This window comes from Desulfobacterales bacterium (assembly GCA_021647905.1).
Classification (GTDB): Bacteria; Desulfobacterota; Desulfobulbia; order Desulfobulbales; family BM004; genus JAKITW01.
In genome coordinates this window covers 1-23,626 of sequence record JAKITW010000044.1, presented here as the reverse complement: position 1 = coordinate 23,626, position 23,626 = coordinate 1, and the positions used below count along the sequence as shown (strand labels likewise).

The 23,626-nt window shown below is 56.1% G+C and carries 18 protein-coding genes, 1 pseudogene and 1 riboswitch; of the genes and pseudogenes, 1 reads left to right on the top strand and 18 read right to left on the bottom strand.

The features are described from left to right. The first annotated feature begins 595 nt into the window (after positions 1-595). Positions 596-3,079 carry a plasma-membrane proton-efflux P-type ATPase gene (locus tag L3J03_07915; protein ID MCF6290903.1) on the top strand — a complete coding sequence of 828 codons (2,484 nt, stop codon included), beginning with the start codon at positions 596-598 and terminating at the stop codon, positions 3,077-3,079. An 89-nt stretch (positions 3,080-3,168) separates the two neighbouring features. Here the strand turns inward: L3J03_07915 and L3J03_07910 are convergent, their stop codons facing one another. The 18 genes and pseudogenes from L3J03_07910 to L3J03_07825 all read right to left on the bottom strand — a co-directional run bounded on the left by L3J03_07910 (position 3,169) and on the right by L3J03_07825 (position 23,062). After that, the gene (locus L3J03_07910; protein ID MCF6290902.1) at positions 3,169-4,884 is read right to left on the bottom strand and encodes a hypothetical protein; all 1,716 of its coding nucleotides are present in this window, start codon (positions 4,882-4,884) and stop codon (positions 3,169-3,171) included. A 158-nt stretch (positions 4,885-5,042) separates the two neighbouring features. Further along, positions 5,043-6,626, bottom strand: coding sequence for a mechanosensitive ion channel (locus L3J03_07905; protein ID MCF6290901.1), 1,584 nt, complete (start codon positions 6,624-6,626; stop codon positions 5,043-5,045). 10 nt (positions 6,627-6,636) lie between these two features. Continuing rightward, a complete protein-coding gene (locus L3J03_07900; protein MCF6290900.1) occupies positions 6,637-6,870 on the bottom strand; it encodes a hypothetical protein in 234 nt (77 codons plus the stop codon). Positions 6,871-7,462: 592 nt separating this feature from the next. Continuing rightward, positions 7,463-8,461 (bottom strand): helix-turn-helix domain-containing protein, encoded by a 999-nt coding sequence (locus L3J03_07895; protein MCF6290899.1) that lies wholly within the window; start codon positions 8,459-8,461, stop codon positions 7,463-7,465. A gap of 657 nt (positions 8,462-9,118) precedes the next feature. After that, a pseudogene (locus tag L3J03_07890) lies at positions 9,119-9,955 on the bottom strand (AAA family ATPase). Positions 9,956-10,176: 221 nt separating this feature from the next. Next, entirely contained in the window at positions 10,177-10,947 is a 771-nt protein-coding gene (cobJ, locus tag L3J03_07885) for a precorrin-3B C(17)-methyltransferase (protein MCF6290898.1), read from the bottom strand. Continuing rightward, positions 10,878-11,873 (bottom strand): cobalamin biosynthesis protein, encoded by a 996-nt coding sequence (locus tag L3J03_07880; GenBank protein ID MCF6290897.1) that lies wholly within the window; start codon positions 11,871-11,873, stop codon positions 10,878-10,880. Before L3J03_07880 ends, cobJ begins: the two co-directional genes overlap by 70 nt. After that, complete coding sequence (cobM, locus tag L3J03_07875; protein ID MCF6290896.1) at positions 11,870-12,658, bottom strand: precorrin-4 C(11)-methyltransferase; 789 nt, start codon at positions 12,656-12,658, stop codon at positions 11,870-11,872. Before cobM ends, L3J03_07880 begins: the two co-directional genes overlap by 4 nt. Further along, entirely contained in the window at positions 12,655-13,380 is a 726-nt protein-coding gene (gene cobI, locus L3J03_07870) for a precorrin-2 C(20)-methyltransferase (GenBank protein MCF6290895.1), read from the bottom strand. Before cobI ends, cobM begins: the two co-directional genes overlap by 4 nt. After that, positions 13,377-14,594, bottom strand: a complete 1,218-nt coding sequence (cbiE, locus tag L3J03_07865; protein MCF6290894.1) for a precorrin-6y C5,15-methyltransferase (decarboxylating) subunit CbiE — start codon at positions 14,592-14,594, stop codon at positions 13,377-13,379. Before cbiE ends, cobI begins: the two co-directional genes overlap by 4 nt. Continuing rightward, positions 14,587-15,699: a cobalt-precorrin-5B (C(1))-methyltransferase gene (locus tag L3J03_07860; GenBank protein ID MCF6290893.1), complete on the bottom strand. Its 1,113-nt coding sequence runs from the start codon at positions 15,697-15,699 to the stop codon at positions 14,587-14,589. The genes cbiE and L3J03_07860 overlap by 8 nt, the downstream gene beginning before the upstream one ends. Then, positions 15,692-16,330, bottom strand: coding sequence for a precorrin-8X methylmutase (locus tag L3J03_07855; protein ID MCF6290892.1), 639 nt, complete (start codon positions 16,328-16,330; stop codon positions 15,692-15,694). The genes L3J03_07860 and L3J03_07855 overlap by 8 nt, the downstream gene beginning before the upstream one ends. Next, positions 16,327-17,688: a cobyrinate a,c-diamide synthase gene (locus tag L3J03_07850; GenBank protein ID MCF6290891.1), complete on the bottom strand. Its 1,362-nt coding sequence runs from the start codon at positions 17,686-17,688 to the stop codon at positions 16,327-16,329. Before L3J03_07850 ends, L3J03_07855 begins: the two co-directional genes overlap by 4 nt. After that, complete coding sequence (locus L3J03_07845; protein MCF6290890.1) at positions 17,681-18,643, bottom strand: ABC transporter substrate-binding protein; 963 nt, start codon at positions 18,641-18,643, stop codon at positions 17,681-17,683. The genes L3J03_07850 and L3J03_07845 overlap by 8 nt, the downstream gene beginning before the upstream one ends. A gap of 9 nt (positions 18,644-18,652) precedes the next feature. Continuing rightward, a complete protein-coding gene (locus L3J03_07840; protein ID MCF6290889.1) occupies positions 18,653-19,429 on the bottom strand; it encodes an ABC transporter ATP-binding protein in 777 nt (258 codons plus the stop codon). Beyond that, complete coding sequence (locus L3J03_07835; protein MCF6290888.1) at positions 19,422-20,465, bottom strand: iron ABC transporter permease; 1,044 nt, start codon at positions 20,463-20,465, stop codon at positions 19,422-19,424. The genes L3J03_07840 and L3J03_07835 overlap by 8 nt, the downstream gene beginning before the upstream one ends. 51 nt (positions 20,466-20,516) lie before the next feature. Further along, positions 20,517-21,488, bottom strand: coding sequence for a hypothetical protein (locus L3J03_07830; GenBank protein MCF6290887.1), 972 nt, complete (start codon positions 21,486-21,488; stop codon positions 20,517-20,519). 192 nt (positions 21,489-21,680) lie between these two features. Beyond that, positions 21,681-21,883: riboswitch (cobalamin riboswitch) on the bottom strand. A gap of 228 nt (positions 21,884-22,111) precedes the next feature. Beyond that, entirely contained in the window at positions 22,112-23,062 is a 951-nt protein-coding gene (locus L3J03_07825) for a radical SAM protein (protein MCF6290886.1), read from the bottom strand. Between the last annotated feature and the right edge of the window lie 564 nt (positions 23,063-23,626).

Genomic DNA, 23,626 nt, shown 5'->3' with positions numbered 1-23,626 from the left:
TCGATGATCAACTGGTAATGCTCGGCCGCGAGGAATTCGGCCAGGTGGTGGGCATGGCCGCGGAAAGCATTGCCAGGGAACTTGCGGCCGGCGCTGATTATCAGCAAACGGTCGGCGCCCTGCGGGAGTTGAACAGGGTCGCCACTGCCGGCTGAGCAGCTTCCCAGGTCCTTTTTTAGTAAGCGTTCACCAAAAAAACTCCTCGATATCAAGAAGGTGGATTTGATGTTTTTTTGTCGCCAAGATCCATTCCTGTAGTTATCTTGTACATGGGCTGATTCTCCTTTCGTTGCAGCATGGTGACTGCGTTATCGGTTGAGCGTGAATAGTATCACAGCTCGTGGGGAATCAGCCTTCTCATTTTACCTTATCTGCGGACAGGCCGATAACAAAGCAGGAAAGCGAGCCTGCGAGACTCCGGCCCCGTAACCGTTCACCGTGGCCCGTGGCGACCACATACCTGATTCTGTGACGGCTTGAGGTGATCTTCACCGCGCCGACCAGGATTAAGGAATAAACCAGCAGCCCGAAAGAGGAGGCCCTGTTCATGAATAAAACAAGCCAAGCAGCGTCCCAACAAAAATCCGCAGAGTCCGTGGAATCTGTTCTGGCCCGCCTCAAGACCAGCCCCCGCGGTCTCTCCGCCGAAGAGGCGGGCCAACGGCTTGCCGACTACGGTCCCAATGCCCTGACCGAGGAAAAGGTCAACCCCCTTTTAAAGTTTCTGAGCTATTACTGGGGGCCGATCCCCTGGATGATAGAGGTCGCCGCCATCCTGTCGGCCGTTGTCCGGCACTGGTCCGACTTTGCGATCATCATGGCCCTGCTTATTTTCAACGCCGGGGTGGGCTTCTGGCAGGAGTACAAGGCCGGCAACGCCATCGAGGCCTTGAAAAAGAAACTTGCCCTCAAGGCCAGGGTCCTACGGGACGACAACTGGCGGAAAATAGATGCCAACGAACTGGTGCCGGGTGACATTGTCCGGCTCCGGCTGGGGGATATCGTCCCGGCCGATGTGCTTCTGCTCGATGGTGACTACCTGAGCATCGACCAGTCGGCCCTGACCGGGGAATCGCTGCCGGTTATCAAGGAAACCGGTGCCGGCGCCTACTCGGGCTCCATTATCAAGCAGGGCGAGATGGTGGCCGTGGTTACGGCCACCGGGGCTGATACCTATTTCGGCAAGACCGCGGAACTGGTCTCGGCCGCCCATTCCGTCTCCCATTTCCAGAAGGCGGTCCTGAGCATCGGCGATTACCTGATCTACCTCTGCCTGGTCCTGGTGACCACGCTCATCCTCTTCCAGTTGCACCGGGGCTCCCCCTGGCTCGATCTGATCCAGTTCGCCCTGATCCTTACCGTGGCCTCCATCCCGGTGGCCATGCCCGCGGTGCTTTCCGTGACCATGGCGGTCGGGGCCCTGGCCCTTTCCAGGATGAAGGCCATTGTCTCCCGGCTGGAGGCCATAGAGGAAATGGCTGGCATGGATATCCTCTGTTCCGATAAAACCGGGACCCTTACCAAGAACCGGCTCACCCTGGGCGAGCCGGTGGTCTTCGGGGCCCGGGACCCCGGGGAACTGATTCTCCATGCGGCCCTGGCCTCCAAGGAGGAAGACGCCGACGCCATTGATATAGCCATTCTCAAGGCCCTTGCCGACAAGCAGGCCCTGGCCGGATTTAACCAGGACCATTTTGTCCCCTTTGACCCGGTCAGCAAGCGGACCGAGGCCGCGATAACCGGGCCTGACGGGCAACGGATCAAGGTGACCAAGGGTGCCCCCCAGGTAATACTCGCCCTGTGCCGCCTTGATAAAGGCAGTGCCGCAAAGGCCGACAAGCTGATAGAAGATTTTGCCGACCAGGGATACCGGACCCTGGGAGTGGCCGTTTCAACCGATGGTAAGTCCTGGAACTTTTCCGGCATCCTGCCGATGTTCGATCCGCCCCGGGACGATTCGGCCGACACGATTAAACAGGCGGCGGAACACGGCATTGCCATCAAGATGGTTACCGGGGATAACGTGGCCATTGCCCGCCAGATAGCCGGCAAGCTCGGCCTGAGCGCCAATATCCAACCGGTGGAGGCCTTCCTGCGTGAAGGCGACGACCAGGGGGTGTTGCGGGCGGATGCGCCGGAGATCATCGAGACGGCGGACGGCTTTGCCCAGGTCTTTCCGGAACACAAGTTCGCCATCATCAAGGCCCTGCAGGGCCGCGGCCATATTGTGGGCATGACCGGGGACGGGGTGAACGACGCCCCGGCCCTCAAGCAGGCGGATGTGGGAATCGCGGTCTCCGGGGCCACTGATGCGGCCCGGGCCGCCGCTGACCTGGTGCTCACGGCGCCGGGGCTTTCGGTGATTATCAAGGCGGTGGAGGAGGCGCGGCGGATCTTTGAACGGATGAACAGCTACGCCATCTACCGGATCTGCGAGACCATCCGGATCATGTTTTTCGTGGTGCTGGCCATGATCTTTTTCAATTTCTATCCGATCACCGCCATCATGATCATCCTCCTGGCCTTTCTCAACGATGTCCCGATCATGGCCATTGCCTATGATAATACCGGCCTTGATCCCAGGCCGACCCGCTGGGACATGCACCAGGTAATCACCGTGGCCACTGCCATGGGCATTGTCGGACTGCTGGGCAGTTTCGGAATGTTGCTGCTGGCCATGGACTGGCTCCATCTCACCGTGCCCCAGATCCAGACCTATGTCTTTCTGAAGATGGCCGTGGCCGGTCATCTGGTCTTGTTTGTCGCCCGCAGCAAGGGCCATTTCTGGCGGCGGCCCTTTCCCGCTCCGGTAATGATCTGGGCCGCGATAGTGACCAAGCTTGTCGGCACCTTGATCGCTGCCTATGGATTCGGGATGATGACCCCTATTTCCTGGCCCGAGATAGCCCTGATCTGGTCCTACTCGATTGTCTCGGCCTTTATCACCGACGTTGTCAAGGTCTATGTTTTCAGGCGATTCGCGGCCAGGACGCGCCAGCATCGCAGTTTTCTGAAAACGGTCGGACAGGCGGTAACCCCGCATGCCAGGCGCACCGAATCAAGGACGGGCCAGCGTTAACCCAGGGGGGTATGCTCCCTGGCTTTGTTTTATACGAAAGTCGAAGGTCGCCGCTCCGGCATGGCAAGGACATAATGTTGTGGCGACCTTCATTCCGTTGTTGCGGCTGCGGCCGGCCGACCTGGTCCGGCCCCGCTGGTTGGCTGGGACGCTGATCTCAAGAGGGTAATCCTGGGATTACCGCTCCTGAGCGGCTTGAAATAGTTCAACAGAATATCGTTGGCTCCGAAAACACCGATCAGTTCCGTCCGCCCGGATCCAATCAACCGACTCGAACCGTTCCGTAATTGTTCGATGGCCCGTAATTGCTTGCCGGTCGGCGGCCATCTCTCCTCAAAACCATAGGAGGGCAGCAAGATATAGCAGTTCTTTTTAAAGAATTTGCTTTTCAGCAGGCTGGAATTAATGTCCGTTGCGCGCAGACTGACCACCTTGTAAGCGGTTCTGAGGGGCCGGGTGTCCATGCCCAGTACGTCGGGGAGTATGACGGTCGCCCCCGGGTCAACGTGTTTCTTGATCCACTGGACCACCGCTGACCTTGAATCACCCTGCACGGTCATATTAACCGCCAGGGAATTGAAAGGAAGCGTTACCACCAGGAGCAGGCCCACCAGGGCCATGGAAAGATATCCGGCCTGCACGGACCTGGTGTTGAAATAATCAATCCGCCGCAAGAAACCGGCCAGCAGCTTATGACCATACAACATTCCCATGACCACGAATATCGGCCACAGGAGATATACGGCGGTCAGGTTGCGAAGAAAGTTCACCTTGCTGGCGCTCATCAGCAGGAGCATCCCCAGCGGGAAAGAAAGAAAGATAACCCCGACCTTCCAGTTGATCCTGACTGAATAAACAATCCCGACCAGTGAAAACAGAAAGGCGCTCACGCCGAATTGATCGATAATACTCTGCATATAATAGATGAATTGCGGTGCCCCGGGGGTCCCTTCAAACCCTCTGTGGCCCCTTACCATGTAATGGTTTACCTGGAAGGCCGTATGGCTGAGAAATGTCGGCAGATCAAGCAGGAAATAGGGGTTCAGCACCACAACCGTCAACACCGATACCACCACCAGAACAACCGCCCTGCTGAAAAATTTATTCTTTTCATAGAACAGAATCGACCCCAGGCAGGGCAGGTAAATCGGCAGCAGGTTGTATTTTGCGGAAATCACCAGACCACAGAGTATTCCCGGAATAACCGCCTTTGCCGCCACCCCCTTGTTTCTCAGGGTCACGGCAAGATAGTAGAGCAGCACACCAATGAAAAAGGCGCCGAGAATGTTTACATTGATATAGAGATAGGAGCTACGGACATAGATCTCTGAAAACGGTATCAGCAGGGCGGGCATAAACAGCAGCAAACGAAAGTGGTAGGCCTTATAGGCTGCCAGTCCTGCAAAAAGTATGGCCAGGGCGCTGCTCAGGGCAAAGATCTGTTTTGCTATAAGGACAATTTCAGGATGACTGTAAAAGGGATACGAGACAGAACCGATCTCTTTCGTCTCGCGGATAGAGCCCTTCCTGGCCTCGTTCATAAAACCTGCGGCCAGGCCTGCCGCGGTAATGTAAATGGGCAGGGAGGGTTTGTGGAAATAATGCGGATTCAGGTCCCCGGTCTGCAGTATATGGAGGGCCGGCTCCAGCCGGTGCGATTCATCAACATGGGCCGGATAGGGTAAGGACAACAAAATCTTCTGGTTGATTACGAAGAAATAGCCGATGGAGATAACGACCAGCAGGAGTACTGCCATCCTGGTCCTGGTTATATGAAAGTGGCCACGAAGTACTGTGTCCGCCATGCCGGAGCGAGTCCTTTGGTTGTTTCGTCGTGGCCGGGCAGATATGGCCCGGCCATGCTGGTTCTTGGGAGCACCACGCTGGCCCATTCCGATTCACTGTAAGCCTGACTGTTATTGCCGCCGGAGACCGGTTGCGCACCCCTTCCCGTTCCAACTCCTCAACCAGGTTCGTTTTCTTCCGCTGCCGAAATATCCGGCATGCTCTTGAGGTAGACATCCCGCTGCGGATAGGGAATCACGATGTTGTGCTGCTGGAAAACATTCCAGATGGCGAGATACACCTTGCTTTTTACGTTGATAATGCCTTTTGCCGGATCAGTGATCCAGATGCGCAGTTCAAGATCAATGCTGCTGTCCCCGAATCCGATGACCCGGCTTTCCGGTTCCGGATCGGCCAAAACCCTGGGCAGGTTGCCCACTGCCTGTTTCATCAGTTGCATGGCCTGCTCCAGATCGCTTGCATAGGAAATGCCCACCGGAACGGCAAGCCGGAAACGGGAGGAGCTATGTGTCAGGTTAACCACCTGGTCGATAATGAGTCTTTCATTCGGTATCAGATATTCCCTGCCGTCCCGCGTCAGAAGCGAGACAAACCTGGCGTTCATTGAAGTAACCGTGCCGTAGACATCGCCTATCTGGATGGTATCGCCCAGCTTGATTGACTTGTCCAGCAACAGGATAACGCCGGAGACCAGGTTTGAGAAAATTTTCTGCAATCCGAAACCGATGCCCACTGATACGGCTGAAACAAGCAGGGTGACCTTTGCCAGGTCAAGACCGAGGCCAAAGAGGACAATCAGTATAACCGCCAGGATAACGCCGTACTTGGACAACATGTACGCGGCATATCCCTTGCTCTCCTCCTCGCTGAAACGGGAATAGATAACTCTTTTGACCAGAAAGTAGAGCAGGATCAGGAACGATATAAGGGCAATTATTTTGAGGATGCTGCCAATGGTTATTTTTTTGTTTTCAACAACATAGAGTTCGTAATTGTATACAGTGGCCAGGGTATCGTTAACGCCTGCCCAGAAACTTTTTACTGCTTTTGTCAACTGTCCCTTATCAGTGATTTCCAGGGCCAGCCGCTGAAACTCCCGGCAGAGGGCATCCCCGTTATCAATAAGGGCCGCTTGCCTGGACTTTGCTTTCAGGGCCTGGTCATACTCCCTGGAAGTAATCTTTTTTGTTCTCAGCTCGTCCAGCGTGTTGAGCATGAAGGCGAGATAGCTGCGCAGGTCTTTCACCTCTCCGGCCGGCGCTGTTATCTGTTTGCTCTTGAGTATGAAAAATATCATTCTGAAGTCATTGTCCAGGGTCTCAAGATTTTTTACTGAATAATCGATATTCTTTTTAAGAAACTTATAATTTAAGATTAGTTTGATGGCTGCGGTATCTTCGAGTTCTTTCTGTTTGAAAATTTCTTCTCTTACCTGCGCCGCCTCTGTTTTATACTCGTCAATGTTGGTTAACAGGTCTTTTTTCAGAGAGTAGTAACTGTTGACCGCCTGCCACAACTCTTCAAAATTCTGAAAATCCACGTTCAGGTGCAGGGGCTCAGCCTCTTTTCCCAGGTTGACGACCCGCTCCATGAGAAAAGGGAGTTTCTGTTCGATGAACTTGGTGAATTCAGGCTCGTTTAAAACAATATCATCGGAGGTGATGGAGATGAGGGAGTCGGCCCAGGCCAGGGGGATGTGAGCGATGACCAGAAAAGAGATCAGAAAAATTATCTTTTTCATGGGATGAGCGCTATCTGGTGATTCTGTATTTTTTCATTCTGCCGGTCACTTCTTCGGTCTGGACGATTTCCCCGTTTCCGTCCAGGATATAGATCTTGAACTGCTTGAAAACTTCATGCCCTTTTTCATCCGGCGGATAAAAGGCAACCTCGATATCATAATGCTCATTGAGTTCTATGCCGAGACCGCCGCCCGGTTTCAGAAAAAAGATGGAGTTGTTCTTCGGGTCCTTGGCGTAATTCATGATTATGGCCTGCGAGAAGCGTAAGCCGTCAACAGAGAGGTACTTAAAGGCGCTGTTGTTCCATCCGCGACTGATGTGGGCCTGGTAAAAACAGCTTCGCGGATTCCTGCAATGACTGAATTTTATGGCCGCCGGTTTAGCCGGGCCGGCTGTATTGGATTTTTGCAGGGCCGTATTGGATTTTTTTTCAGCTGTTGTATCCGATACCCTGCCGGTGGTGACACATCCTGTTATCAATAACAAAAGGCAGATAAGCCAAGGAAACATCTTCGATTTAAACATAGATCCCGCCCCTGTATTCAGGTGATTCGTTTGTTACGGCATGGGAGCATCGTATATTAGGTCATGGGTCGGGTCAAGCCTGCCATTGACTTTTACCAAACTTCCTGTCTTACCCCACCTCGCTCGTTATAACATACTGACTGGAATTGCCAGACGCCGCCCCTTGACCCCCAGCGAGCAAAACCGGCTGATGGCCGCCCTGCAGCAGGCGCGAATGGCCTGTAATGGTGCCGGAAAACCTGGTGGCAAACCTGCTCAACGATACAGAAGCGTTTATAGCGGCCAAGATGCAATAGACAGGGTGATATCCTCAGCCCTCCCCCAGATAATTCCGAAGGGCCAGCACCATTTTGATCTGGCCGTAGGTGTAGTCAGGGCCCAGTTCTTTTTTTACCTCACTGAGGGAATTACTCTGCAGCGCATCAAGTTTTTCCGTAATGGCCTGCTGTTTTTCAGGCGGCAGCAGTTTGTTGATATCCAGTTGGCCGGTTTCCACAAAAAAGCAGAGATGGGCTTCGATGGTGGATTGCACCAGGCCTCTTTCCCTGGCAATCTGCGCAATCGTCAATCCGTTACGAAACATATCAAAACTAATATCCCTGGTGCCGGCAGGCGGGGCATCTTGGGGGGGCGGGGTGCTCTCTTGCGGCACTGCCTCGGGCTCCGGCAACACCACCTGCTCGATTCCCTTTTTTTGCCGATAGGCCGAGACCATGGCCACAAGTTCCGCGCCATATTTCTCAATTGTTTTCTTGCCCACCCCGTTTATCGTCAATAGAGCAGCAATAGTGTCCGGCAGGCATACCACAACCTGGACCAATACCCGCTGATGCAGGACCTGATAACGGGCAATCTGCTGCTCTTCGGCCTGGCGGGCACGCCAGTCCTTGAGCGCCTGATACAGCTCCGGGTGGGCAATATCCGATTCCGTGTAGGCCGGGGCCCGGTTCTTTTTCGTTTTTCCAGGTATAAAGTCAAGTTCCGCGGCTGAAACAGCCCGCAGGTAACTTGACGGTGAAAAACCCTTCTCACAGCAGCAAATCCCGGCAAGTTTCACCGCGATTTCCTGTTTGAGCTGATCAATGGCATTATCGATCTTCTTACGGAGTTCGCGGTTATCTGTTTCCACGCGCAATTTTTGCACCAACTCGTCAAAAATCATCGCAAACTTCTCCTGAAACCATTTTGATGCCTTGCTGATACGCTCCAGAATAACGGCATCTGATTCCGGCAGGCCGCCATTCGCAAAAATGGCGGCCAATTGTCGCTTGAAATTCTCACTGACCGTAAAAATATCCTTGGCAGCCATTTTTTGCAGTTGATCCAGATCAGCAAGACCAGACACCTGAATGACCCCGGCGTTACCCAGTATAAGCCGGACAAGATAGGTCAGTCGGCTGCGTAATCGTTGAAAATCAAAGCAGTCAAGCAGGATCTCCTGCTGGTAACTGATTTTGGCGGCCTGGAGTCTGCTCGCGGACGGCGGGTTTTGACAGACGTTCCGGTCAAAGTGCATCACTGCTTCGTCGGTTTCCACTCCCTGTGCCGCAATGGGAGAACTGAGCACCATACCCTCCAGGGTTTTACAGCGGCTCAAGGCCACGTAAACCTGACCATGGGCAAAGGCTGCCTTGGCATCAATGATGGCCTTTTCAAAGGTCAACCCCTGACTTTTATGGATGGTGATCGCCCAGGCGAGTTTCAGGGGGTACTGCTCAAAGGCGCCGATTACCTCCTCTTCAATTTCCTTGTTTTCCTCGTTCACCGTATATTTGATATTTTGCCAGACCACCGGCTCAACTTTGATTTTCCGTTTCTCACCGGAACAGATAACGGATATGTCTTTACCCGATATTTTGGTTATTTTGCCGATCTTACCATTATAATAGAGCTTCTCCGCCGAGGGATCATTGCGGACAAACATCACCTGGGCGCCCTCTTTGAGGACCAGCGTGGCCGGGGCCGGATAGATATGTTCAGGAAAATCCCCGGATATTTCAGCATCAAAAAGATGTTCTTTTTTCGGAAGGACATCAAGTCTGGTCTGGTTGATCGCTTCAGCGCTGCGATTATGGGTGGTCAGGGTTATATAGCCCTGGTCGGCACCCGGTGCAAAATCCGGCAGATAACGCTGGTTCAGCGCCTCAATACCAGGGGCATCCAGCCGGTTGTCCCGGACTTGGTTCAACAGTTCAATAAAACGGGAATCCGACTGACGATAAATATGCCGCAGCTCAATGGTCTCCATTTCCGTTCGGGCAAGGGCCTTGCTGCTGAAAAAATAAACCGAGTCATAATATTGCCGCAAAAGTTGCCACTCATCGCGTTTCGCCACCGGCGAAAGCTGATGCAGGTCGCCGATCATCAGCAGTTGCACTCCACCAAAGGGCAGCGTGTTGCGGCGATGGCGGCGCAGCACCTCATCCACCGCGTCAAGCAGGTCGGCCCGCACCATACTTATTTCATCAATCACCAGCAGATCAAGGCTTTTGATAATCCGTTTTTTTTCTTTGCTGAACCGGAACTGGCGCTGGGAATGACGCTCATGGCCCTCACTGCCCGGCACAAATGGTCCAAAGGGGAGTTGAAAAAAAGAATGAAGCGTTACCCCGCCGGCATTGATGGCCGCAACCCCGGTTGGCGCGGTGACGATCATCCGCTTTGCCGTGTTCTTCTCAAGATTATGAAGAAAGGTGGTTTTGCCGGTGCCGGCCTTGCCGGTCAAAAAAATATTGCAGCCGGTGAACTGAACAAAATCGGAGGCAAGTTGCAGTTCATGATTGGTGAAATCGGGGGGGGACATGGTTTTACCCGGATATAAAAGAATGAAATTGAATCGAGGTACTCAATCCAGGACCTCTCTCATCTTCATGGCCCTGGTATTGCCGACGCCCTCAACTTTGATGTAACTGTTTTTGCGTTACAAGGTGATGTTGAAAAGAGATACCACCTGTTGACAGGATCGTCAATTGGAGATTGCGATCCGGTTTGAGTCTCGGCTCAAGATAAAAAAATCTCTACCATTTACAGGGCATATTTGCCGGCATAGCCCCTGGGGGTTACCATAAAACCCTGCCACGCAAAGGTCTTGGAGTTGCCGATGATTATTGTGGACTGCATGGTGATCTCACAATCGAGCATCTTTTCAAGGGTGGTCAGTTCAATTCGTTCATTTTCCCGGCTGGCGGCGGTGACAATGCCCACCGGGGTCTGCGGGTCCCGCTGGGAACTGATTATTCCCCGGGCCTTGATGATCTGTTCGGTGCGCCGTTTTGACTTCGGGTTGTAAAGAACTATCACGAAATCAGCGGCAGCCGCGGCTTGCAACCGTTTTTCGATCATCTCCCAGGGGGTGAGCAGATCCGAAAGACTGATGGCGGCAAAGTCATGCATGAGCGGCGCGCCCAGGGCCGCGGCGCAACCGTTCAGGGCGGCGATCCCGGGAATGACCTTGATGGCAACATCGATGTTCCGCCCTTGCGCCATCTCGAACACCAGGCCGGCCATGGCGTAAATACCGGGATCGCCGCCCGATACCAGGGCCACGATGCGGCCGCTGGCCGCCATTTCCAAGGCCTTGCGGCAGCGCTCGACCTCCTTCATCATCTCGGATGAAACCACCTCCTTGCCTTGCAGCAACCCGGGGATCAGCTCAAGATAGGTTTTGTAGCCGATGATGCAATCCGCCCCTTCTATTGCTTCCCGGGCCGCCGGGGTCAGATGTTTCAGGCTGCCGGGACCTGTGCCGACAACGTAAAGTCTGCCAGGGCCAGGGCCAGGGTGACATTGGGCCATTTCTGTTTCTCCATGAGTAAGGTTTCAGTTGCCGCGCTTAAAAGTGCCGCTGGTTCAGCCACCCCTCTGGCGCCAATGGCCTTATAGACCACGGCCGAAGGAGTAATCCCGGCCACACTGTTCAGCTCTTGCCTGGTAAAAAAATCAACCTCCCAGCCATTCTTCCGGGCCATTTCCAGCAGCCCGGTTTCATCCTGCTTCAGATCAATGGAGGCAAGGTTGCGCACCGACAATCCGGAAAACGGCCCAACGGTTAAAAATTCCCGCAGAGCTTCCTCCAGCTCAGCGCTTGGGGTTCCCCGGTTGCAGCCGATCCCCACCACCAGGTTGCGCGGGTGCAGAAGCAAACCATCGCTTGCTCGATCGATCCTGTTCGAGACGATAAGATCCGCCTCTGCCACAGAGGTAACGGCTTGGATACCATTCGGCAGGGATTCAACAGCCACCTCGGAATAGAGGCGCAGAGTGCCGCTGTTGACCAGTCTGGCACTGGCCGCGGTCAGGGCCGGCCGGCTGGCCGGAATGAGATTCTGGGCCCGGACCCAGAGATCCAGGGGGGGCAGTCCCAGCACATCCGAGGCAGTGGTGATCACCGGGCGGCCACCGATCAGCCCGGCCACCCCGCGGGCCAGGACATTGCCGCCGCCCAGATGGCCGGAAAGCAGGCTGATCACGTTTTCGCCCTGCTCGTCAACCACCACCACACAGGGATCGCTTCCCTTGTCCCGCACCAGAGGCGCAATCCCCCTGACCACGATACCGGCCGCCATAATGCAGACAAACCCGTCATAATCCGCCCAGTTGGCGGCAAAGGCGGCCCGGACCCCGGAACGGATCTCCAGCACGGCGGCGTTGTCCAACACCGTTGCCAGTCGCCCGGCCAGCCTTTTGCCGCCCGCGGTTATCGCCAGGATGCCGACCTTCAAGGTGACTTTTCCCTGGATGCCTTGCGGCAGCCATGACTGAAATCGCGGTCGTAAAGCTTGGACAATGATGGTGGTGTTCCCTTGGTCAGGGTCTCGCCCACAACAATGATCGCCGTCTTGGTGATCCCGGCCCGCCGCACCAGTCCGCCAATGGTTTCCAGGGTCCCCCTGACAATCCGTTCCTCCGGCCAGCTGGCCTTTTCAACCACAGCCACCGGGGTCCCGGCCGGGTAGCCGCCCTGGTATAAATCAGTTACCACCGCATCGATCATGCCAGCACTGAGCAGGATAAGCATGGTCGCCTGGTGACCGGCAAGATCGGCAAGGTTCTCTTTTCCCGGCACCGGGGTCCGGCCGGCCCGCCTGGTGATAATCACGGTCTGGGAAACCTCCGGCAGGGTCAGTTCAATGGAGAGCGCGGCCGCAACGGCAGTGACCGAACTGACTCCGGGCACCACCTGCCAGGGAATGTTGCCTGCCGCCAGCCGGGCCATCTGCTCGCCGATGGCGCCGAAGATGGACGGATCACCGGTATGCAGCCGAACCACCCGTTTACCCGCCTGCCAGGCTTCTCGCATGATGTCGATCACCTCATCAAGGGTCATGCCGGCCGAGTTATGGATTTCAGCGTCCGGGTTCTGAATAACACCCGCCGGCACCAGGCTGCCGGTATAAATAATGACCTCGGCCCGGTCAAGCAGGCGCCGGCCCTTTACCGTAATCAGTTCCGGATCGCCCGGACCGGCCCCGACAAAATATATTTTATTTTCTTTTTCTCGGCTCATGACTTCCTTACGATCACCGTGGAAAAATAATGGATCTCTTTTCCGGGACAATCGGTGACATCCCGGATAATCCGCTGGTTGCGCCGGCTGGAATGCTCAACCAGTACCGCCTGGTCCAGCAGGTCAAGCTCGGCAAGCAGCGGCACGATCCGATCCATTACCCGGTGAACCTTCATCAGCACGATTGTATCAAAGTTGACCAGCATCTCTCTCAGTTTCCCGTTCTCAAAGGTGGCGGGAATGACCACCATCCGGTCATCCCCTAAACACAGGGGCCGGCCGCTCGCGGCTGCCGAGGCGCCGATGGACGAGACGCCGGAAATAACTTCCACTGCCAGGTCCGGTGCGATTCTGAGCAGGGTCTCGTAGACATAAAAGCCGGTACTGTAGATGGCCGGATCGCCCAGGGTCGGAAAAACAACATCCATGCCCGCGTCGATCCTGGCAAGAATCGCGGTGGCCGCCTCTATCCAGGCGGCCTCGACCTCCGGGTCAGGGGTCTCACCCCTCCGGACCTTTTTCATGGGAAAATAATGTTCAAGGATTTCCTTGTCCTCCCGGGACACAATACCCTCCAGAATGGTAAGTGCGGTGCTGCTCCCGTACTCCTTGCCCTTGGGCGCGAACCATACCGGGGCCTGCCGCAGAATGCGCGCCGCTTTAAGGGTCAGCAACTCCGGGTCCCCGGGCCCTACCCCGACCACGTAAAATCTGCCTTTCATCTCTTTCCTGTCACCACGGTTATCGGGTTGAAATCAACCTGTTTTGTCTTTTCCCGCACAGCCGGCCGGCTGACCGAGACCTGTGAGACCTCAAGCGCCAGGCCATGCCGGGCCAGTAGTTCCGGGGCCTGGTCCCTGGTTTTTGCGGTCACGCAGTTGACCACGATTATGCCATCTTTTTTCAATCTGCCGGCGGCAACGGCAATTATCGTTGCCAGCCGGCCGCCACTGCCGCCCACAAATACCCGGTCCGGCGCCAACAGTCCGGCCAGGGCTTCAGGCGCCACACCCTGCACCGGTATGATGTTGAAGGCCTCCAATGAAACAATATTGCGGCGAATATTGGCCAGTTGCTCTTCTTCCTTCTCCACCGCGAAAACAGTAAGTCCGGGACAGATCCGGGCTGCTTCAACACTTACCGAACCGCTGCCAGCGCCGATATCCCAGAGAACCCCTTCAACCGGCAGGCCCAGTTTATGAAGGGTCACCGCCCTGATCTCATCCTTGGTGATCAAACCACGGCTGTGGCTGATCTCCGACTCGGTCAGGCCCAAGACCTTAACGCTGCGGCGGTCCGCGGCCGGCCGGCTGAGGATCATGATGTTCAGCGCGGCAAAATCCATGGCCGCGATCTCGGCAATGGTCCCCTCAACCAGCCGCTCATCGTTTCCGCCCAGATTTTCAGCCACATACACGCGGCATTGGGCAAGAACCTCTTCAGCCCCCACCAGCTCCAGGTATTTTTGTAACGACCGGGCCACCTTGTCCGGTGAACACAAACCATCGGTGAAAACAGCCACCTTGGGACAGGGCAGTACCCGGGAGGAAAGCTGCTCACATTTTCTGCCGTGCAGGCTGATCACCGTTATGTCGTCCCAGGGGATCTTGAAACGGGCGCAGGCCAGTTGCAGGGAAGAAAGCGCCGGCAGGACCACAACCCGGGCCGGGCCGAATTTCTCAATCAAGGTCCTGCCGATGCCGAAAAAAAGCGGGTCGCCGCTGGCCAGCAGCCCCACATCGCCATAACCAAGGCGGGCCTCAATGGCGGCCAGGGCCTGCTTGAGCGGCGCAACGGGCAACACCTCCGCTGTCAGTTCCAGGGCCAGGGGCCGGTATCTGTCGGCAGCAACAATGCAGCAACAGCCGGAGAGAAGCCGCTGTTCTTGTTTGCCGATCCCGAAGGCGGAAACACCGGCCACAATAATTTTAGACATGTTCCTCTACCTTGCCGCTGCTGCTTACCAGATAGACCGAGACCGGAACCCGGGCTGTTTTCTGCGCATACTCCGCCGCCTTTCGGCAGACGGCCCTGACCAGGTCTTGTTCTCCCATCTCGTCCAGCCGGCAATATATTTCCCGGGCGGTGTTCGCCCCGGCCAGCCTTTGGAGAGTTGCCGGGTCGGCCCCGAGATGTTGAAGAAGACCCGCGACCTGCCCCGCTTCCAGGGCGCCGTGGCGCACATGGGTCTGGGGTATCTCCATGGCCGCCTTGATAATCTTTGCCCACATCCCGGCCAGGTGGATCCTGGCAAACCCCTGCTCAGCCGCCGCCCGCAGGGAAAAATGAAGATAATCTCCCATCATCGCATAGGCCTCTTCCGGCAGATCGAGCAGGCCCTGCACGCCCTTTTCCGAGGTCCGGCCGGTGGAGAGCACCACCTCGTTTAAGCCCGCCTGGCGGGCGACCGACAGAGAGGCCTTGATGGTGGCGGTCCAGGCCTCGGCTGATACCGGCCTGACAATCCCGGTGGTGCCCAGGACCGACAGGCCGCCGATAATCCCAAGCCGGTAGTTCAACGTCTTCCGGGCCAGCTGTTCGCCGTTGCGAATGGAGATAGTCACCTCAACAATATTTTTTTGATCTCCAGCCAGGCCCTCCAGCACCGCCTCGCAGATCATCCGGCGCGGCACCGGGTTGATGGCCGGCTCTCCCACCGCCACTGCCAGGCCCGGCTTGCTGACCATGCCGACCCCCTGCCCCCGGCAGATAAGAACATCCCCGAGCGGCCCGGCAACGCAGTCCGGCTCCTGATCACAGCGGTCAACCATCCTGACCCTGGCCACGATTTCAGCGCCATTGGTAACATCGGGATCATCGCCCGCGTCCTTGATCACCGAGGCAATGGAAAACCGCTCCCCCCGGGCCGAGGTTTCCCAGGCGCAACGATGCACAGTAAAAAAATGGCGGCTGGAGTCCGGAAAGGGTATCTCCACGGCCTTTACCGGTGAACCGCGCATGGCCAGGAGCGTTGCCGCCTTGGCCGCTGCCGCGGCGCAGGCCCCGGTGGTATAGCCGGATCGAAGTCTTTTTTTAATCATTCTTAATGGCCAGTCGCAGCAGGGCATTAACAATGGCCGCTGCCACCGGACTCCCTCCCTTACGGCCCAGGGCGGTGATATGGGGATATTCTTTGCAGGCCAGCAGCTCCTTGCTTTCCGCTGCATTGACAAAACCCACCGGCACCCCGATCACCAGGTCGGGCCGGGCCACCGCGCCCTGGTCAATCAGCTCCATGACCTTCAGCAGGGCGGTGGGGGCGTTGCCAATGGCCACAATGCCGATATTTTCAGCCAGCCCCAGTTCAATGGCCATCTCGGACCTGGTTTTTCCGGCACCCTTGGCCCTGGCGGCTGTTTCCGGCGCTGAAATCATACAGACAACCCGGCCGCCCCATTGCGATAAAATATTACGGCTGACCCCGGCGGCCGCCATATTGACATCGGTCAAAATATTTTTCCCGGCCCTGATACCGCTGAGCCCGGCCGCAATGGCGCCAGCGGAAAAACGGAGATTATCAACAAAGGAAAAATCACCGGTGGCATGAATGACCCGTTGGACCACGGCCAGGGTCAGGGGGTCAAAATCATGCCCGCCCAGCTCCTGCTCAATTATCCGGAAACTCTCCGCCTCGATATCCCGGGGTGCAATCTTTTTTATTTTTCCGTTCACCGGCCATCTCCTCTGGCTTTTTCCGCCTGACCGACAAACCATTCCGCGGCCCGGCTGTTGCTTCCCAGGTGCAGATGGATATAACTACCGCAGGTATTCCCAAGGCAATAGCCTTCGGTTGCGCCATCGGCAAGCGCATAGAGCCGTGCCACCTCTGCCGGCATCTTTTCAATATCAGAGTAATGAAACTCGTGCCCCCGGATAGTCTGGCCGCGCTGTCCCCAGCAACAATCCGCCAGAAATCTCACCTCCCGGTAGCCCAGGGCCTGCCGGCCTTTATGCATGCGGGCCCGCACCGGAAAGATGTTGACCAGCGGATGAAAAGCGCCGCAATCATCCTCGATCCCCTTGCAGAGATAGATCAAACCACCGCACTCGGCATAGAGCAGTCTGCCGGCCCTTGACCAGCCACGGATCGCAGCCAGCATGGTCCGGTTGCCGGCAAGTTCCTTGACATGCAGCTCCGGATACCCGCCGCCGATATAGAGCGCGTTGATATCTTCCGGCAGGGCCTGGTCCCTTAAGGGGCTGAACTCCACCAGTTCCGCCCCGGCCGCGGTCAGCATCTCCAGATTATCCTGATAGTAAAAACAGAATGCCGCGTCCCGGGCCACCCCGATTCTCGCCTTTACTGCCCGGGATTTTCTTCGGGGTTGCGGCTGCTCCACCCTGCCCTGGCAATGCTCAAGCAACCCGTCCAGGTCAATATGCTGTTCAATGGTAGTTGCCAACCGCTCAAGGGCTGCGTCAGAAATCGGCTGCTCCCCGGCCATATGAAGACCAAGGTGACGCGACGGCATGGTGAACTCCGCCTTCCGGGGAATGAAACCGAGAACCGGCCCCAGGCCGTACCGGGTCATGGCCTGTTCAATGAGAGAACGATGGCGTTCGCTGCCGACCCGGTTACAGATGACCCCGGCAACAACAAGACCCGGTTCCAGGCTGGTAAAACCATGGACCAGGGCGGCCACGCTTTCGGCCATGGAGCGGGCATCCACCACCAGCACCACCGGCAGATCGAGAAATTCCGCCAGGGCCGCGCTGCTTGAGCCGCCGCCGTCAAACAGCCCCATTACCCCTTCAATCACCGCGGCGTCAGCTGCGGCACCATGGTGGTGAAAGCACTGCCGCACAAAAGACTCACCCGCCATCCACAGATCGAGGTTCCTTGAGACCATCCCGGTGGCAAGCCGATGCAGGCTGGGGTCGATAAAGTCGGGCCCGCACTTGAAAGGCGCCAGCCGCAGCCCCCTTTTTTTCAGGGCCGCCATGATCCCCAGGGTGATGGTGGTCTTGCCGCAGCCCGAATGGGTGCCGCTGATACAAAAAGCCGGTATGCGTCTGGACGGGCTAATCATCCCTGAACAACTCCGGATACAGTATGCCGCCGATCAGGCGGATACCTTTAAGCAGCCGCATGGTCGGCCGCGATACCAGTTTTTCGTCAATAAGATAAACCTCATTCTCCCGGACCGCCTTGATAACTGAAAACCCCGGCTCCTTGATGATCATCCGGCGGGTTATCTTGTTCATCACGCCCTGTTGAGCCAGGAAAACATCAATCCCATGGGCATGGGAAAGGATGCGCTCCTTGCCATAGGCGGCGATATTGGTATTCCGTACCTGGTCGGCATCCACGGCAACGTTCCTGCCGCCGGCCGCGGTCAGGGCGAAGATGGTCATGCTCGAAGGGGAAAAGGTCTTCATTTTAGAATGGATAGCCTCAAAATAAACTGTTTTCCGGTCCGGTTCCGCAATAACGCTCAGCTTTTTCCTGATTTCCGCCAGCCCGGCCCGGAAGTCGCGTACCATTGCCGCGGCCCGTTGTTGCCGGCCGGTGAGCAGGCCAAGCTTGCCCCAGTAGACAAAGGCGTCTTTGATATTGGTGGGCTGCAGGGAGACCACCGTGATCCCGGCCTGCTTCAACTTGACAAGGAGCTGCGGATAGCCCCGGCTGATCATCGGCCGGACCAGCACCAGGTCGGGCCGGGCGGCAATGAATTTCTCCGCGTCCTCCCGGTAGCTGAACCTCGGCTTATCCAGGGCCTGGGCGGGAAAATCATCACTCCGGGTTACACCGATGATCTCCGCATCGAGCCCCAGGGAAAAAAGATTCTCGGTGTGGGCCCCATATAAGGAGATAATCCGCGTAAAGGGTTGGGAGAACGGGACCGTCTGCCCGTCATCATCGATTATGGTCCATCCGGCATCGGCCGGCGCTCCCAGCAATAGAATACAGAGCATCGCACCCACTGCCAGGTTCAGCCGGGACATAAGATGGCGGCCGCAATCTTTGGTTTTTTTGTTGATCATGGAAACCACCTAATATCGGAACGAGATCTGCTGGCTGCGGCAGAACTCATCAAAATAGACCCTGCTCTCCACCCCGAAAACCGTGCGGATGTTCTCCGGGTTCAGGGTCTCGGCCTTGGGTCCGGTACAAGAGATCCTTCCCTGTTTCATGAAAATCAGCTCATCACAGTAGGCTGCGGCCAGGTTGAGGTTGTGGATCACCGCAATAACCGTCTTGCCCGCCCGCACCAGCCGTTGACAGACCCTGAAGATATCCAGGGTATGCTGGATGTCAAGATTGGAGGTCGCCTCGTCAAGCAGCAGCACCGGCGTCTGCTGGGCCAGGGCCCGGGCCACCACCACCCGCTGTTTTTCCCCGCCGGACAATTCCGGCACATAACGGTCGGCAAAATCCCGGATATTGATTGCATCCATGGCCTCCCTGGCAATGGCCAGGTCCCGGCCGGTGGGCGCCCCGAACCGGGGGATATGGGGGTGCCGGCCCATGAGCACCACTTCCAGCACCGTGAAGGCAAAGTTGATCCCGAAATCCTGGGGCACCAGAGCCATCTCCCGGGCCACCTGGCGCCGGCGAAGAGCGGTGAGCGGCCGGCCCTGATAGATGACCGCGCCGGAGCAGGGCCGGCGGTTGCCGATCAGCAGGTCAAGCAGGGTGGTCTTGCCGCAGCCGTTCGGGCCGATCAGGCCGTAAAGTTTTCCCGCGGGCAGGCGCAGGGCAACGGAATCCACCGCGCGCTTGGCGCCATGGCGGAAGCTGACATCTTTAAGAATAAAACCATCAGCCATTGCCGAGTCCCATCTGTTGTTTCCGAAAGATATAACAGAAAAACGGGCCGCCGATGAGAGCGGTCAATACGCCGATGGGCACCTCGGCCGGCAGCACCGCCCGGGTGAGGGTGTCGGCGGCCAGCAGCAGCACCCCGCCGGCCAGCATTGCGGCCGGCAGCAGCTTGCGGTTGTCCGGCCCCACCAGGAAGCGCATCAGGTGCGGGACAATGAGGCCGACAAAACCGATAATTCCGGAGACTGAAACACAGGCCGCGGCCAGCAGAGAGGCGGTGATTAACAGGGTTTTCCTTACCCTTGCCGTGTCCACGCCCAGGGAGTCGGAACTGCGTTGCCCCAGTGACATGATGTTGAGATCCCGGGCATAAAAAAAGGTCAGCCCCGTGCCGGCCAGCACACACCAGAAGACCAGCCCCACCTCGGGCCAGGTCTTGGAGGCAAAGCTGCCCATCAGCCAGAAAATGATCACCCCGACCTGCTCGTCAGCCATGTATTTCATGAAACTCAGGCCAGCGGCGAGAATCGCACCGACGATCACCCCGGAAAGGATCAGGGTGCTGGCCGACATCTGACCATCGAACGAGGAGAGATGCAGCACCACGAAAAGGGTGAAGACCGCCCCGGCAAAGGCGAAAAGGGGCACTGAATAGGACCCCAGCGCGGTGATGTTCGCCAACAGCGCCAGGGCGGCGCCAAAGGCGGCGCCGGAGGAGATGCCCAGTGTATAGGGGTCGGCAAGGGGGTTCAACAGGATGCCTTGAAAGACGGTGCCGGACACTGCCAGGCCGGCGCCGACGATCAGCGCGGTCATGATCCTCGGCAGCCGCACATCCATGACCACCACCGGCCAGACCGTATCCAGGCCGGCCAGGTATGAGCCGTCACCGGTCAGTTGGGCCAGGAGGATACGCAACACCTCTGACGGCGAAATCCGGATATAGCCCATGCCGGTGGAGACAATAACACTCAACCCGGCCGCTGCTGCCAGCAGAATGATTAACGTATAAAAATGTCCCGATCCCCGGGTTGCCCGCATGTTCCTTCCTTAACAGTTCCAGACCATGGTTACATGGGTTCTGTCCCGCTTTCAGGCGGTGAAAAAATAATAGATAAAGGTGACCAGCATAATGGTGGCCACCCGGAAGACCTGGCTGACCACGATCAGTTCAACGGCCAGCCGCGGTTTGAAGATTCCGGCGTAATAGGGAAACTGATGCCGGATGGCCCGTATCGGCGAGGCCAGGACATTGCCGGCCAACAACGCCAGCACCGCATCCCGGTAACCGATGCTGGAGGCATCGATCAGGGCGCCGGCAGCGGCCAGGCCGGCGGCAAACTCAGCGGTCACATGCAGGGCCACGATCCCCAGGCTCTGGGGATGCAGCCAGGATAAAAACGGGACCTGGCCGGCGAGAAAGTTTCGGGCCTGATCAAACAGCCCATAGCGGTTCAATAAAAAAAACAGGACATAGACCGGCACGGTGAAGCGGATTATTCTCCAGATCCGCTTTTGAAAACGGCGCCGGCTTTTTTCCAGGGCCTGCCGCCAGGTGATGTTTTTGTTGCCCGCGGGTTTCACCGGCTCATACCCGGTCGGTTGCGGCGCGAGCAGGATGCGGCCGGCAAGTACCACCAGCCCGGTCTGCACCACCGCCGCCGTCAGGGTCAGTCCGACATATATAAACGCCGCCCCCTTGATCAGCGACGCGGTCAGGAAAAATACCGTGGGCAGATGCAGAAAGAACCGGGGCAGACTGTTGAACAGATTGGCAAGCACCAACTCCAGTTTGGCCAACTGCCGCTGATCATAGGCCTCGGAGAGCATGGTGTTGGCTGCCACGCCCGAGAAAAAGGCCATGGAAAAACTGGCGCCAGTGGTCGAAGACAACCGTCCCAGCCTGGTCAAGGGCCGGACGACCATTGCCACCCGGTGGGTCCAGTTCAGGGCCTCGATAAAATTGCCTGCCAGCATTCCCAGGGAAACAAAGAGCAGAAGCCGGGTCAACGGCCAGAGCAGGCCGTTCCAGATCACCGGCAATGTCAAGGCGCTGTCAACCATTGTCCGCCAGCGGGATTACCGCTCTCAACGCTCATCCTCGCCCCTGATCAGCTATATGTTCTCGCCGGCGTTGAACCTGTTCAGGCTCCCCCGGCAGAGGTCCGGGCGAAAAAAATCCCCGGACCGAAATGAATCGATCCGGGGATTCCCTTGTTATCCGCAAGATCCGTTGACATTCCCTTGTCCACGGGGAGATGTCACTGCTCTTCAGGCAGGTCTTCTGACTTTCCCGCCTCTTTGACGGCCTTCCCATCCCGGATTGAGTCAGTGGTTGCACATGGCCAAAAAGGTCCCTTCCAAAATGCGAAGGATCGGATTACAGCGGCGGGCTCGTCCCGGATTCATACCGAGTTCCCTATTAAACTCAATTGAGCACCTGAAAAGGTATTTTAAATTTTACTAATAAACTCCCGTCTTCCGGTCAAGACAAAACTTGTCACATAAGAGAGACAGCGGCAAGGACACTCCTCAGTTCGGCCCGCCGCGTACTGACGTAACTACGGCTCCTTGCACCATAGTCATTCAACAAGGCGCCTTTCTTGCGAAGCCGACACTACCGTTTCTTTAGTTTCTTTAAATTGTTAAATACTGGTAACAGCGGAGGGATTTAAGGGTAGTTTTATTTAATTTGCCTCAATTTGTTTGCGTAGATCTGCAAGCAGGTCATTCTTTGTTTCTACAGCTGTCGGAAGAGCGCTGCCGGTATTTGCAAGATGCAAAAGACGTTCAAATAGAAAAACAAGATAGTCATTTAAGCTGATATGTGCCGGGGTGTGGCGAGGTTTCTCCCAAAAAACTGGAGAGTCATTGTTTTCCATCTCCCTTAAAACATAATGACATGCATAGACCACCAGCTCGGACATCCAGGCAACCGTTTCATCCCTGTAGGCAACTTCGCCCTCAAATCCGAACATGCCTGTCGGCCTTAATCTTCCCTCTTCTCTAAAGCGATCATAACCGGAAGTGCCATGTAGAACAATCTGGCAGTGACTTAAAAGGTTGGTAGTGCGATCCAGGCGGTCTAAAAGATTATTATTTTTCAAAAAATCAAAATTGTCCCTGAGGTCTAACACCGTGCTGTCCGGGACAAACATTAAAAAACCAACTTCAGGTTCAATACCGGCTTCACGGCAGAGCCTGATCGCTCTTTCACTCACCGCCTTTGAGGAATATTTGTCAAGACTGCCCAGAACCGACTTCGAACCGCTCTCAATCCCCAGCAGAAGAGAGTTCAGACCGGCAGCAACAAGTTTTTCCAAGATTCCGGAAGTCAAATCATTGGGGCGTGTCTCCATGCCAAAGGTTATCTTCAGGGGGCGGATGAGCTTGATAAGTTCCAAGGTTCGCTCCCTGCCATTTTCACCCGGACCGATAAAATTGGGGTCGGCAAAATAGAATTTCGTATAGCCTTGTTCTACAAATTTATTGATTTCAGCAAATATATGCTTTGGCTCCCGGCCATTCCACTCCGGGCCTTTATTGTAAAATGAGGGTATGGGGCAAAACCTGCAGTGATTATAGCAGCCGCGGCTTGCCAGGATGCTGATTACGGCATCAGGAGGACAGGCCCGCATCGGGGTTGGGAATCGGTCCAGTCTTTTTTCAGGTGGCCGGTCTTTATGGACTGAAGCCCCATCCGGTGCCCGTAAGGCAAGGCCGGCAATAGTGTTTAGCCCCGTGCCGGCACATAGATGTTCCGCTAAGGCTGTCAGGGTATCTTCAAATTCACCAACCGCGATTGAATCAACAGCCGTATCCTCTGCCAGTATGGCCTTCCATGCCAGGGTTGGAAAGAAACCAAAAAGGTTGATGTGACCGGTGAAGCCTCGCTCTTTAAGATTTGTAAAAAAGTCAAAAAGAACCGTGGTGTGTTCCCATATATATACGGTATTGACGCAAAGAAGATCCGGGGCTAAATGAATAATTTTCCGGCTGGTTTCAGTAAAATCCCAGACATCAGCTCTTCTATATAAAAACCAGCTATTGCTGCACCACCCGCTATACTAATCACGATTTATATTAATCGCTTTCTTAGTTCATCGAGGTGATCCATAAAGCCCATGTTCCTTAGTTCTTGGGCTCCTCCTTTCTCGTTTTTCTTAGCTAACATTTTCTTTTTTTCGAACATTAGTTCCTTT

Coding starts and splice junctions, on each gene's coding strand:
- cobJ (MCF6290898.1), bottom strand. CDS start 10,947: ATGGCCCAATGTCACCCTGGCCCTGGCCCTGGCAGACTTTACGTTGTC.
- cobM (MCF6290896.1), bottom strand. CDS start 12,658: ATGAGCCGAGAAAAAGAAAATAAAATATATTTTGTCGGGGCCGGTCCG.
- L3J03_07850 (MCF6290891.1), bottom strand. CDS start 17,688: ATGATTAGCCCGTCCAGACGCATACCGGCTTTTTGTATCAGCGGCACC.
- L3J03_07900 (MCF6290900.1), bottom strand. CDS start 6,870: ATGAATTACGCCAAGGACCCGAAGAACAACTCCATCTTTTTTCTGAAA.
- L3J03_07830 (MCF6290887.1), bottom strand. CDS start 21,488: ATGGTTGACAGCGCCTTGACATTGCCGGTGATCTGGAACGGCCTGCTC.
- cobI (MCF6290895.1), bottom strand. CDS start 13,380: ATGAAAGGCAGATTTTACGTGGTCGGGGTAGGGCCCGGGGACCCGGAG.
- L3J03_07840 (MCF6290889.1), bottom strand. CDS start 19,429: ATGGCTGATGGTTTTATTCTTAAAGATGTCAGCTTCCGCCATGGCGCC.
- L3J03_07895 (MCF6290899.1), bottom strand. CDS start 8,461: ATGGCTGCCAAGGATATTTTTACGGTCAGTGAGAATTTCAAGCGACAA.
- L3J03_07905 (MCF6290901.1), bottom strand. CDS start 6,626: ATGAAAAAGATAATTTTTCTGATCTCTTTTCTGGTCATCGCTCACATC.
- cbiE (MCF6290894.1), bottom strand. CDS start 14,594: ATGTCTAAAATTATTGTGGCCGGTGTTTCCGCCTTCGGGATCGGCAAA.
- L3J03_07825 (MCF6290886.1), bottom strand. CDS start 23,062: ATGCGGGCCTGTCCTCCTGATGCCGTAATCAGCATCCTGGCAAGCCGC.
- L3J03_07910 (MCF6290902.1), bottom strand. CDS start 4,884: ATGGCGGACACAGTACTTCGTGGCCACTTTCATATAACCAGGACCAGG.
- L3J03_07835 (MCF6290888.1), bottom strand. CDS start 20,465: ATGCGGGCAACCCGGGGATCGGGACATTTTTATACGTTAATCATTCTG.
- L3J03_07845 (MCF6290890.1), bottom strand. CDS start 18,643: ATGATCAACAAAAAAACCAAAGATTGCGGCCGCCATCTTATGTCCCGG.
- L3J03_07860 (MCF6290893.1), bottom strand. CDS start 15,699: ATGATTAAAAAAAGACTTCGATCCGGCTATACCACCGGGGCCTGCGCC.